Raw genomic sequence first — 12,312 nt, 5'->3', positions numbered from 1 at the left:
GATTGTATAATAGATATATATGGTGCTATACTATACAAGGCGTATTTTTGTGTTTTGTGACCGCCTGGTGCGGACATGAAGAACAGGATGTGCGGAAAATTTATCATATATATATCGATTCTGAGATTGGAGGCATCATGGAACAGATTTATGATCTGATCATTATCGGTTCCGGTCCGGCGGGACTCGGGGCTGCGATCTACGCAAAACGCGCGGAGCTTGAGACACTCGTGATCGAAAAAGAGATGATGAGCGGCGGACAGGTGCTTACAACATATGAGGTAGACAATTATGCCGGACTTCCGGGGATCGGCGGCTTTGATCTCGGAATGAAATTCCGGGAACATGCCGATAAGCTCGGGGTGGAATTCGCAAAAGATACCGTACAGAAGATCGAAAGTGCGGAGTCCGCAGACGCATCCGGGAAGGAAGAGGAGCAGGAACTCCTGACGGCAGCAGAAGCCGGGGCGGAGCGCCCGCCTGTGATCTATCAGGTTGTCTGCAAAAAGGAGACGAGACTTGCGAGAGCGGTCATCATCGCTTCCGGGGCGCACCACAGAAAGCTTGAGATCCTGGGAGAGGCGGAGTTTACGGGAAAAGGTGTTTCCTACTGCGCGACCTGCGACGGTGCGTTTTTCCGGAAAAAGACGACTGCGGTGATCGGAGGCGGGGACGTTGCCCTTGAGGATGCGATCTTCCTCGCGAGACTCTGCGAGAAAGTCTATGTGATCCACAGAAGAGACGAGTTCCGGGGAGCGAAGAGTTTACAGAAGCGTCTGATGGAGCTTCCGAATGTGGAGATCCTGTGGGATACAGTCCCGGAAGAAATTGTCGGAACAGATAAGGTGGAAACACTCAGAATTTTAAATAAGAAGACCGGGGAGAAGAATGACCTGGCTGTGGATGGCGTGTTCGTCGCGGTCGGGATCACCCCGAACAGTGAGAGATTCAGAGGATCCGTGGAGATGGATCCGGCGGGATATATCGCAGCCGGCGAGGACGGAAGGACAAATGTTCCGGGAATCTTCGCGGCCGGGGATGTCCGTACAAAGGCGCTCCGCCAGATCGTGACGGCGGTGGCGGACGGCGCGAACTGCGTCGCATCGGTGGAAGCTTATCTGAACGGTCAGAATTAAGTATATCGACAGCTTTTGACAGGATGCAGAATTAAGACGGGATTGCCGGTAATTGACAGGAGAAAAGAAAAAGAATGAACAGAGCAGGAAGAATCATCGCGGTCTGCGGTCTGAGCATGGCGCTCATGATGCCGCAGGCTGCTTATGCGGCTGAGACGCTTTCGGTGCAGGTGAGCGCCAGAGAGGGGATCACGACCGTTGGAAATAAACAGTCGGCTTACGATAATGTGGCGATCTCCCACGTGAGCAACTATGTAAATATCCGTTCTGAGGCGAACACCTCCAGCAGTATTGTCGGAAAGATCTACAATAACTGTGCGGCGACGATCCTTGCAACGGTGGACGGAGAGGGAGGAACCTGGTATCAGATCCAGTCCGGTTCCGTTAAAGGTTACATAAAATCAGAATATTTTATTACCGGTGCTGAGGCTGAGAAGATTGCAAAGAATGTGGGAACTGTATATGTCACAGTCAGCGCGGACGGTTTAAATCTCCGCGAACAGCCGAATATGAACAGCGCAGTCCTCACGACACTTTCCAAAGATTCGGAATATCTGGAAGTGAAGGAAGACGGCGATTTTATCGAGATCCAGGTCGATGAATCCCTGAGCGGATATGTTCATAAGGATTATGTTACCCAGAGGGTAGAGTTTAAGCAGGCGGTCAGCGTTGAGGAAGAAAAGCAGAAAGCTGAGGAGGCTGCCCGGATCAAGAAAGAGGCGGACGATGCGATCGCAAAGGTTGAGGAGCTGAAAAAGGAATCCGGACAGAGCACGGAAAATAAGGACACTCCGTCAACCTCGATCGGTATGATCGCGCAGAATCCGAATGCGGACAACGGAACGACGAAGGAGCAGACGAACCAGAGCAGCCAGGGCAGCACAAGCCAGAATACCGGCAATACGGCAGGTCCGGGCGGTGACGGCAGTAATACTTCCACAGGCAGCAGTACGGGAACCTCCGGAAGTTACCAGGATACCCAGAACGGACCGGGAAGTGCGGTATATGATTCTGCAGTCCGCACAGCGATCGTGGCTTATGCGAAACAGTTCCTCGGAAATCCGTATGTATACGGTGGGACAAGCCTGACAAACGGAGCGGACTGTTCCGGATTTACGATGCGGATCTTTGAGCATTTTGGAGTTTCCACCGGACGTACTTCGAGAGATCAGGCATCGAACGGAAAGCAGATCTCCCTGTCTGAGATCCAGCCGGGTGACCTTCTGTTCTATGCGAGCGGAAAGACGATCAACCACGTTGCGCTCTATATCGGCGATGGAAAGATCATTCACGCCAGCACGTCAAAGACCGGTATTATTATTTCCAACGCGTATTACAGAACGCCGGCGAAGGCGGTTACGTTCCTGAATTAAGGTTTGGTGAAAGATACGCGGCAAGTCTCCGGTCAGGAGTACTCGGTAATTCAGGGAAGGTTCCTCTAATCTCCCGGGAGACTGCTAAAGGCGGAGAAGAGGAGACACAACTCGCTTCGCTCAGACAAGTGTCTTCTCTTCTCCAACGCAGTCACCCGCAAGCTAAGAGGAAGCCAGATCCCTGAATTAAGGCACTCCTGCCCGGAGACTTGCCGCTGGGAGTTGTCGGGAGTAGAGAGAAGAACAAGCGAAGAATTACAGCAGGAACTATAAAAAAGAAACGATAAGGAGCTGTGGAAAAACAGCTCCTTATTGTGTATAATAGTGGATAGTGCAGTATGTAGAAAAAGAAAAGCAAAACGGCAGCTGCGTTTTATAATCCAGCGCTGCGTATTTTCCATGCAGCATCATGGCCGTTTTGCGAAAAATACAGGAAATGAGGAAACAGGTATGAATGAGATCGGAACGTTCGATATTCTCGGACCGAATATGATCGGACCGTCAAGCTCTCACACGGCGGGAGCGCTGAGGATCGCCTTTATCGCCGGAAAAATGGTGGAGAAACCGGTGTCGGTGCGCTTTGTTCTCTATGGCTCTTTTGCGCGCACGTACCATGGGCACGGCACGGACCGGGCGCTGGTCGGCGGTATCTTAGGGTACCATCCGGATGATGAGAGGATCCGCGATTCGTTTGAGTACGCGAAGGAGGCGGGACTCCAGTTCAGTTTTGAGGAGAATTTTACGGACAAGGAGATCTATCCGAACACGGTGGACATTTATGTGAAGGATGAGAACGGGAATGAGATGTCCCTGCGCGGAAAGTCCATCGGCGGCGGAAATGCGGTCATCACGCGGTTAAATGGCGTTGATGTGGATCTCACCGGAAATTACAGTACGATCGTAGTCCAGCATATCGACAAGAAGGGAACGCTTGCATTCGTGACGGCAGTTTTAAGTGCATACGACTTAAATATCGGTTCCCTGCGCCTCTACAGGGAGAGCAAGGGCAAGATGGCCTATGCGATCATTGAAGTGGACACGACGGTCTCAAACCAGGTGGTAAACGCTCTGCGCGGCTTTGAGGCGGTCAAAAATGTACTTTTGGTTCCGGCGATCAATCTGGACTGACGGGAGGGAAAATGATGAATTTTACAAATGGAGCAGAACTTTTAGAGTACTGTGAGAAAGAAAAGAAAACGATCTCCGAGGCGATGTTTGAGCGGGAGACGACCTTCCTGGAGCAGGATCCGGAAAAGACGAAGGAAAAGATGAAAAAGGCATGGTCGATCATGCAGGCGTCGGCGAAAAAGCCGTTGAAGGAGAACATCGTCAGCATGGGCGGCATGATCGGCGGGGAGAGCCGGAAGCTGCACACACTCCGGGAGAACGGAAAGAATATCTGCGGGGATGTAGTGTCGAAGGCGATCGCTTACGCGGTGGGAGTTCTCGAGGTCAACGCATCCATGGGACTTATCGTGGCTGCACCGACCGCAGGATCTTCGGGAGTGATCCCGGGAGTTTTCTGTTCGCTGCAGGAAAATTTCGGATTTACGGATGAGGAGATCTGCAAGGTGCTGTTCAATGCGGCGGCAGTCGGCTACCTGATCACGAGAAATGCAACAACGGCAGGAGCGGAGGGCGGCTGTCAGGCGGAGGTCGGAGCGGCGAGTGCGATGGCGGCGTCCGCGGCCGTGGAGCTTCTCGGAGGAACTCCGGCACAGTGTCTCGATGCGGCATCCTTTGCGATCGTGAATATTTTAGGACTCGTCTGTGATCCGATCGGAGGACTGGTTGAAAATCCATGCCAGAACCGGAATGCGATGGGCGCTTCGAATGCGCTGATCTCAGCAGAACTCTCCATGGCCGGGATCCGGAGCATCACCCCGATCGATGAGACGATCGGCGTCATGTACGCGGTCGGACGTTCGATCCCGTCAGAGCTTCGCGAGACATCCCTCGGCGGGATGGCAGTCGCGAAGAGCGCATGTGAGGCGTGCGCGGCGTGTGCAAAAAAGAAGAGATAAAAGAAGACAAAGAACAGGCGATACCCGATTTCAGATCAGGTACCGCCTGTTTTTTTACTGATCCGGAGAACCGGTCACTGTACGATGATCCGTATCGGTGCCGCTATCCGGTGATTCATTCTTATGAAATTTCAGAACACTTAGAACTCCGGCTCGATCAGTCCGTAGGAGTTGCCTTTTCTCTTGTAAACAACGTTTACTTCGTTTGTATCTGCGTTGAGGAACATAAAGAAATTGTGTCCTAAAAGTTCCATCTGTACGCATGCCTCTTCAGCATCCATCGGTTTCATCGCGAAGCGTTTTGTCTTTACGATATTAACGGTTTCTTCCTGCTCTGCTTCTTCCTGAAGGAAAGCTTCGCTGAAAGCTAATGCGCTCTGTTTCTTATCGACGATCTTGGTTTTATATTTCTTGATCTGGCGCTCGATGATCTCTTCTACAAGATCAACGGATACGTACATATCGCTGGAATCCTGTTCAGCACGGATAATGCTGCCTTTGACAGGAATCGTAACCTCTATTTTCTGACGTCCTTTCTCTACGCTTAATGTTACCTGTACTTCTGTATCAGGAGAAAAATAGCGCTCCAGTTTTCCTAATTTACTTTCCACGGCATCTTTTAAGCCTGGTGTAATGTTGATATTTTTTCCGCTGATTGTGTAACGCATAAAATCAACTCCTTTGTTTGGGATGGCTTAAGTATAACACAAAATTCTGTAAAAGACAACTAAAATACACGAAAAATGAGAAAATTTCAAAAGGTAAAAAAAGGTGTATAAAAGCTCAAAAGCTAGATAAAGTCTTCCGGGTTTGTCAATGGGATCGGGCAAAAAAGTTGTCGGAAATGTAAATTTTATGAGATGTTCACAAAAATAAAACAAATATAAAGAGAGTGTAAAATCCACCGGTGGGGAGGAAAAAACCTGTGGATAATGTGGATAACTTGGTGTATAACTGCGAAATAGCGTGAAATCGGCATTTTTCGAGGTGGACAACTTTCCACATAATTTTGGTGGATTAGTGTGGATAAAGTGGATAACCGGAGAATCGAATGTATGGTTTGTGCAAGTTGTACAGTCTGGGGGAAATGGGGGAATCATGGAGGAAAAGCTGCGGGAAGAGGATGCTGGAAGGGGAGAAGATGGGAAAAATGAGAGGGGAGGAAAATATCTGAATTTTTGGAAGTGTGTGGGATGGGGACACAGTTTTTAAGTGGAAAATGGTTTGGCAGGAATTTGGGGAGAAGAGATTGCGGGCGCTGGGGAGTATCTGCGGGCCGGTGAGATTCCGGGCAGAAGCATCGGCGATCCAGGGAGGGTTCCTCTAAGCTTGCGTGCGACTGCTAAGGGCGGAGAACGAGGAACACAACTTGCTTCGCTCAGACAAGTATTCCTTGTTCTCCAACGCAGTTACCCGCGAGCTAAGAGGAAACCATCTCCCCGGATCAATGTGCTCCCGCCCGGAATCTCACCGGTCCGCTGCCACAGTGGTAGTAAACCGCGGCGAGTGCATGTGCTGGTACGGTTTCGGGAGCTCGCTGGTCTGCTGCCCGTAGAGGTGTTCAGCCGCGACAACATGCTTGGGAGTCGCGCTTGTTTGCTGGAGGCGGCATTAATTTGTAAATTTATAAAGTACCGTCCGTGACATACTCCCACCACTTAGCTCACGCTTGAAGTGGGGGCTTCTCGTTCGATTGCCCCGTTGGGCAAAGCATTCACGAGCGATCCCCGTGTGTCCCACGGTTCTTTTGGACTGATATCTTTTTATGATGCTTTTTCGCTTTTTTCTAATATGATCCCGGATATTCTCAGGCCTTCCCGGCAGATATTGACCGCCGCATTTTCATCACGGTCCATCCGGTTTCCGCAGTTACAAAGATATACCCGATCTTCCAGTTTCAGATCATGTTTTATTTTTCCACAACAGCTGCATGTTCTGGAACTGGGATACCAGCGGTCGATGCGGACAAGCTTCTTCCCTTCCCGTTCCAGTTTATACTGCAAAAAATCTGTGAACATTCTCCAGCCGTTATCATGGACACTTTTTCCAAAATGATGTTCCCCGCTCATCGTTTTCAGATCCAGATCTTCGATGCATACGATATCATAGAAATTGGTTATCTTTCTTGATTCTTTATGCAAATAATCTTTTCTCTGGTGAGCGATATGTGTATGGATCCGCGCCACTTTTTTCTGCTGTTTTTTATAACGATTGCTTTCCTTCCGGCAATGACTCAGTTTTCTCTGCGCTTTCGCCAGTTTTTCCTCGCTGTTTCTGAAATAGTGCGGATAAACTGCATGTTTTCCATTGGAATCTACATATAGTTCTTTCATGGAAAAATCGAGTCCGACGACCTGCCTTATGTTCCTTATTTCCACTGGCTTTTCTTCACAAAAATACAGAAGAGAAACATAATACCGCCCATCAGCTTCCAGACAGACGGATGCACCTTTCAGGCAGGCATCTTCCCGGATCTTACGATGCTGCCGGATCCGGATCCAGCCTGCCTTTGGGAGCTTCAGTTTCCCATCTTTTAACAGGATATTTCCATTAACACTGTTTGTGGTATAGCTTTTAACAGGATTCTTTTTTGACTTGAATTTTGGAAATCCAAACGATGGATCCCGGAAAAAGTTTTTATAAGCAGTCTGCAGATGCAGCTGGGCATTGCACAGAGCAAGACTGTCCACTTCTTTTAGCCATGGAAACTCTGCCTTATATTTTGCCGGAGTGACCTTCAGGGTTTTTCCGGTCTTTTCATAGCATTCCTTCTTTTCTGCCAGCATCCGGTTATATACAAACCTGACACATCCAAATGTTTTTGCAAACAGTTCCTGCTGTATTTTATTGGGATAGATCCGAAACCGGTATACTACGTTCATGTTTTTTCTCCCCCTGCGTCTCGATGTACTGACGGATCACTTCGATCGGAGCTCCGCCGGCACTCAGGAGGCAGAAGCTCTGACTCCAGAACATTTCCTTCCAGAGCTTCTGCCGGATCTCCGGATACTCTTTTTTGATCAGACGGCTGCTGGCACTTTTATAGGCATTGATAAATTTACTGAGTTCCGACTTCGGATGGGCACGGAACATGATATGGACATGGTCCTCATCGTGATTCCACTCTTCCAGGGTGATATGATATTTGGGCGCAATGTATTCAAAGATTTCTCGTGCGCGATCCGAGATCGGATCATTCAGGACCTTTTTCCGGTACTTTACGACCAGAATCAGATGATAATAGAGTAAAAATACTGAATGTGCATTATTGTCAAGTTCTCTCATATTTATCAGCCTTTATTTTTATTTCGACTGATTTAATTATATCACAAATGAGATCGTTTGTCTATTATATTTCAGAACATTTGTTCTGCTCGATCTGCAATCTATTTTTCCTTCAGGCTTATTCATTGTATGCAGGATTGATGATATAGCACGACTGCAAAAATCAATATATGAGAAGTTTACAACACACAGCACAACTATGTGCAATAATCTGATATTTACATGCCAACTATGGCACTATGCAAGAGATAGCAATTCATCTCACCACCTATAGAGGTGGGAGAATTCTTGCTGATTCTTGTTAAAAATAAGAGATTTATGTACGAATTGTTAAAATTAAATGAAGTCATTGAATAAAAGCCCGGAAGGTGTTAAAATATTAAGGATTGTACGATGCAGCCGTATGCGGTCATGTGAAAAGTGCCGCAACATAGAAGAAAAGGCATCGGATAGAGATTGAAACAGTGTATGTGGCTGGATTTTCAGTTGAAAGCCTGGGGGTAGCCGCATGTGGATATTTATTTATATAGGAGAACAAGCAGAATGAATTTTGTTGAAAAAATATTTGGTACGCACAGTGACCGGGAATTAAAGTATATTTACCCGATCATCGATAAGATCGAGAAACTGCGCCCGACCATGCAGGCGATGTCTGATGACGAGTTAAAGGATCAGACGAGAAAGTTCAAAGAGCGCCTTGCTGCAGGAGAAACGCTCGACGATATTCTGCCGGAGGCATTTGCAACTGTCAGAGAGGCAGCAAAGAGAGTCTTAAATATGGAGCATTACCCGGTACAGCTCATCGGTGGTATCGTCCTTCATCAGGGACGTATCGCAGAGATGAAGACAGGTGAAGGTAAAACTCTTGTTTCCACCTGTCCGGCATATTTAAATGCCCTCTCCGGTAAAGGCGTCCAGATCGTAACGGTCAATGATTACCTTGCAAAGCGTGATGCTGAGTGGATGGGACAGGTTCATGAGTTCCTCGGCTTAAAGGTCGGCGTGGTATTAAACTCCATGACTTCCGAGGAGAGAAAAGCAGCTTACCAGTGTGATATCACTTATGTGACGAACAATGAGCTCGGCTTCGATTATCTTCGTGACAATATGGCGATCTACAAAGATCAGATGGTACTCCGTGACCTGGACTACTGCATCATCGATGAGGTCGACTCCGTATTGATCGATGAGGCGAGAACCCCGCTTATCATTTCCGGACAGAGCGGAAAGTCCACAAAGCTCTATGAGGTTTGCGATGTCCTTGCAAAGCAGCTGGTCCGCGGTGAGGAATCCGGTGAGTTTAATAAACTCAACGCTATCATGGGCGAGGAGATCACTGAGACCGGTGATTTCATCGTAAATGAGAAGGAGAAAGTCGTAAACCTGACAGAACAGGGTGTGAAGAAGGTCGAGGCATTCTTCCACATCGACAACCTTGCAGATGCGGAGAACCTTGAGATCCAGCACAACATTATCCTCGCACTCCGTGCACACAACCTCATGTTCCGCGATAAGGACTATGTGGTCAAGGATGATGAGGTCCTGATCGTCGATGAGTTCACAGGACGTATCATGCCGGGCCGTCGTTACTCCGACGGTCTCCACCAGGCCATCGAGGCGAAGGAGCATGTAAACGTCAAGAGAGAGTCCAGAACTCTTGCAACGATCACATTCCAGAACTTCTTTAACAAGTACGCGAAAAAAGGCGGCATGACCGGTACAGCCCAGACTGAGGAGAAAGAGTTCCGTAATATCTACGGCATGGACGTTATCGTGATCCCGACAAACCGTCCGGTAATCCGTAAGGATCTTGATGACGCTGTATATAAGACAAAGAAAGAGAAATTCCACGCAGTTGTCGAGGAGATCGTAAAGGCACACGAGAAAGGACAGCCGGTCCTTGTCGGTACGATCACGATCGAGACATCTGAGATGTTGAGCCAGATGTTAAAGAAGCGCGGAGTTCCGCATAAAGTATTAAACGCGAAGTATCATGAGCTGGAAGCTGAGATCGTAGCGGATGCAGGTGTTCACGGTGCGGTAACGATCGCGACGAACATGGCAGGCCGTGGTACCGATATCAAGCTTGACGATGAGTCCAAAGCACTCGGCGGTTTAAAGATCATCGGTACAGAGCGCCACGAGTCCAGACGTATCGATAACCAGCTCCGCGGACGTGCAGGACGTCAGGGTGACCCGGGTGAGTCCCGCTTCTATATCTCCCTTGAGGATGACCTGATGCGTCTCTTCGGTTCCGACAAGCTGATGAGCATGTTCAATGCACTCGGTGTTCCGGAGAATGAGCAGATCGAGCACAAGATGCTGTCTTCCGCGATCGAGAAAGCACAGCAGAAGATCGAGACAAACAACTACGGTATCCGTGAGAACCTCTTAAAGTACGATGAGGTCAATAATGAGCAGCGTGAGGTCGTATACGCTGAGCGCCGCCAGGTACTTGACGGTGAGAACATGCGTGAAGTGATCATGAAGATGCTCAACGATATCGTTGAGGGTGCTGTGGATATGTCTGTCAGTGACGAGCAGACTCCGGAAAACTGGGGATTCAAGGAATTAAATGATCTTCTTCTTCCGATCATTCCGTTAAAGCCGATCGAGCTGACAGAAGAGATCAAGAAGATGAACAAAGATGAGTTCAAGCACATGTTAAAAGAGCTTGCGACGAAGTTCTATGAGTCCAAGGAAGCAGAATTCCCGGATGCAGAGCAGGTTCGTGAGATCGAGCGTGTCGTACTCTTAAAGGTTATCGACAACAAGTGGATGTCCCATATCGACGATATGGATCAGCTCCGTGAAGGAATCGGTTTACAGGCATACGGCAACCGTGACCCGCTCGTTGAGTACAAGATGAGCGCATACGAGATGTTCGATGATATGACTGCGGCGATCCGTGAGGATACGCTCCGTATTCTCTGCCATATCCGTGTAGAGGAGAAGGTGGAGAGAGAGCCGGCTGCTAAGGTTACAGGTACAAACCGTGACGATTCCGCGGCGAGAGCTCCGCAGAGACGTCAGACACAGAAAATCTACCCGAATGATCCGTGTCCGTGCGGATCCGGTAAGAAATATAAGCAGTGTCACGGAAGAAAACCGCTGGCATAGAGACGGCAGCCGGAAAGATACTGAAATGTTACTGGTCAGCGCAAATTCTTGCGCTGACCTTGTTAAATCATTATAAGAAAGGGCAGAGTCAATGGTTGAGTTAGACCAGTTTAAATACACCTTGTCCACATATGAAACTCCGTTAAAGGAGGTTCGTGATTCCCTGAATCTGGAGGCAAAGATCAGAAGGATCGATGAGTTGGACAAGACCATGGAAGAGCCGAGCTTCTGGGAGGATGCAGAGAAATCTACGAGACTCGTGAAAGAAGCGAAAAACTTAAAGGACACGGTCGCAGAGTACAACAAGCTCCAGAATCAGTATGAGGAGATCGGACTGATGATCGAGATGGGGTACGAGGAGAATGACCCGGCGATCATTCCGGAGATCCAGGAGATGCTCGACGAGTTCACCTCTGAGCTCGATGCACTTCGTCTGCGCACACTTCTGACCGGAGAATATGACAATAACAATGCGATCTTAAGACTGAATGCCGGAGCGGGCGGAACCGAGTCCTGCGACTGGTGCAGCATGTTATACCGCATGTACTGCCGCTGGGCAGAGAGAAAAGGCTATCAGGTCGAGGTCCTCGATTTCCTCGACGGTGAGGAAGCCGGTATTAAGTCGGTAACGATCCAGATTAACGGTGAGAATGCTTTCGGCTACTTAAAGTCCGAGCGCGGCGTTCATCGTCTCGTAAGAATTTCTCCGTTCAACGCGAACGGAAAGAGACAGACCTCCTTCGTATCCTGTGATGTTATGCCGGATATCGAGGAAGATCTGGATATCGAGATCAACCCGGATGACCTGCGGATCGATACCTACCGTTCCAGCGGTGCCGGCGGACAGCACATCAACAAGACGTCATCTGCAGTCCGTATCACCCATATCCCGACCGGCGTTGTTGTCCAGTGTCAGAATGAGCGTTCCCAGTTCCAGAATAAGGACAAGGCAATGCAGATGCTGAAAGCGAAACTGTATATGTTAAAGCAGCAGGCAAATGCAGAGAAGCTCTCCGACATCCGCGGCGATATCAAAGATATCGGATGGGGAAGCCAGATCCGTTCCTATGTACTCCAGCCATACACGATGGTAAAAGACCACCGGACCGGATTTGAGAGCGGAAACGTAAATGCAGTGCTCGACGGCGGACTCGACGGCTTTATCAGCGCCTACCTGAAGTGGGAGAGCCTTGGACGGCCGCAGGTGAAGGGCGGACAGGATGTAGAATAGAAAGAGACGGGAATGCCGTGAGGCGGAACTGTTATCATGAAAAAAGCGTATCAAAAGATGTGATAATACATCGGTTGATACGCTTTTTCTATACTTCGATACAATAGACGCCCGGCAGGAAGATTTCAAGCCGGGGCGGGGAG

9 protein-coding genes are annotated in these 12,312 nt (G+C 48.9%); 6 read left to right on the top strand and 3 right to left on the bottom strand.

Going from position 1 to position 12,312, the window contains the following annotated elements; translation table 11 throughout:
• Positions 1-137: 137 nt before the first annotated feature.
• The 4 genes from FN001_RS14280 to sdaAA all read left to right on the top strand — a co-directional run bounded on the left by FN001_RS14280 (position 138) and on the right by sdaAA (position 4,533).
• Positions 138-1,136, top strand: coding sequence for an NAD(P)/FAD-dependent oxidoreductase (locus FN001_RS14280; RefSeq protein ID WP_118533621.1), 999 nt, complete (start codon positions 138-140; stop codon positions 1,134-1,136).
• A gap of 74 nt (positions 1,137-1,210) precedes the next feature.
• Positions 1,211-2,509 (top strand): C40 family peptidase, encoded by a 1,299-nt coding sequence (locus tag FN001_RS14275; RefSeq protein WP_021905497.1) that lies wholly within the window; start codon positions 1,211-1,213, stop codon positions 2,507-2,509.
• A gap of 450 nt (positions 2,510-2,959) precedes the next feature.
• Positions 2,960-3,637, top strand: coding sequence for an L-serine ammonia-lyase, iron-sulfur-dependent subunit beta (gene sdaAB, locus FN001_RS14270; protein WP_021905496.1), 678 nt, complete (start codon positions 2,960-2,962; stop codon positions 3,635-3,637).
• Between the two features lie 14 nt (positions 3,638-3,651).
• Positions 3,652-4,533 (top strand): L-serine ammonia-lyase, iron-sulfur-dependent, subunit alpha, encoded by an 882-nt coding sequence (sdaAA, locus tag FN001_RS14265; RefSeq protein WP_118299257.1) that lies wholly within the window; start codon positions 3,652-3,654, stop codon positions 4,531-4,533.
• Positions 4,534-4,673: 140 nt separating this feature from the next.
• On the opposite strand, the gene hpf is transcribed toward sdaAA, so the two are convergent.
• The 3 genes from hpf to tnpA form a co-directional block, all read right to left on the bottom strand.
• On the bottom strand, positions 4,674-5,201 hold the full coding sequence (gene hpf, locus FN001_RS14260) for a ribosome hibernation-promoting factor, HPF/YfiA family (RefSeq protein WP_118533617.1): 528 nt from the start codon (positions 5,199-5,201) through the stop codon (positions 4,674-4,676).
• Between the two features lie 1,095 nt (positions 5,202-6,296).
• Positions 6,297-7,415 carry an RNA-guided endonuclease TnpB family protein gene (locus tag FN001_RS14255; RefSeq protein WP_142412299.1) on the bottom strand — a complete coding sequence of 373 codons (1,119 nt, stop codon included), beginning with the start codon at positions 7,413-7,415 and terminating at the stop codon, positions 6,297-6,299.
• Positions 7,378-7,818 carry an IS200/IS605 family transposase gene (gene tnpA / locus FN001_RS14250; protein ID WP_117483318.1) on the bottom strand — a complete coding sequence of 147 codons (441 nt, stop codon included), beginning with the start codon at positions 7,816-7,818 and terminating at the stop codon, positions 7,378-7,380. The genes FN001_RS14255 and tnpA overlap by 38 nt, the downstream gene beginning before the upstream one ends.
• Positions 7,819-8,361: 543 nt before the next feature.
• Here tnpA and secA point away from each other — a divergent pair.
• Positions 8,362-10,938: a preprotein translocase subunit SecA gene (gene secA, locus FN001_RS14245; protein WP_142412298.1), complete on the top strand. Its 2,577-nt coding sequence runs from the start codon at positions 8,362-8,364 to the stop codon at positions 10,936-10,938.
• Between the two features lie 91 nt (positions 10,939-11,029).
• Entirely contained in the window at positions 11,030-12,169 is a 1,140-nt protein-coding gene (gene prfB / locus FN001_RS14240; RefSeq protein ID WP_118299253.1) for a peptide chain release factor 2, read from the top strand.
• Positions 12,170-12,312: the final 143 nt, after the last annotated feature.

The organism is Clostridium sp. Marseille-P7770, from assembly GCF_902143525.1.
Classification (GTDB): domain Bacteria; phylum Bacillota; class Clostridia; order Lachnospirales; family Lachnospiraceae; genus Pilosibacter.
This window is presented reverse-complemented; position numbering and strand designations above follow the sequence as displayed.

What these genes read in the sequence shown, in the direction of transcription:
- prfB (WP_118299253.1), top strand. Translation starts at nt 11,030, where the DNA reads ATGGTTGAGTTAGACCAGTTTAAATACACCTTGTCCACATATGAAACT.
- sdaAA (WP_118299257.1), top strand. Translation starts at nt 3,652, where the DNA reads ATGAATTTTACAAATGGAGCAGAACTTTTAGAGTACTGTGAGAAAGAA.
- FN001_RS14280 (WP_118533621.1), top strand. Translation starts at nt 138, where the DNA reads ATGGAACAGATTTATGATCTGATCATTATCGGTTCCGGTCCGGCGGGA.
- FN001_RS14255 (WP_142412299.1), bottom strand. Translation starts at nt 7,415, where the DNA reads ATGAACGTAGTATACCGGTTTCGGATCTATCCCAATAAAATACAGCAG.
- FN001_RS14275 (WP_021905497.1), top strand. Translation starts at nt 1,211, where the DNA reads ATGAACAGAGCAGGAAGAATCATCGCGGTCTGCGGTCTGAGCATGGCG.
- sdaAB (WP_021905496.1), top strand. Translation starts at nt 2,960, where the DNA reads ATGAATGAGATCGGAACGTTCGATATTCTCGGACCGAATATGATCGGA.
- hpf (WP_118533617.1), bottom strand. Translation starts at nt 5,201, where the DNA reads ATGCGTTACACAATCAGCGGAAAAAATATCAACATTACACCAGGCTTA.
- tnpA (WP_117483318.1), bottom strand. Translation starts at nt 7,818, where the DNA reads ATGAGAGAACTTGACAATAATGCACATTCAGTATTTTTACTCTATTAT.
- secA (WP_142412298.1), top strand. Translation starts at nt 8,362, where the DNA reads ATGAATTTTGTTGAAAAAATATTTGGTACGCACAGTGACCGGGAATTA.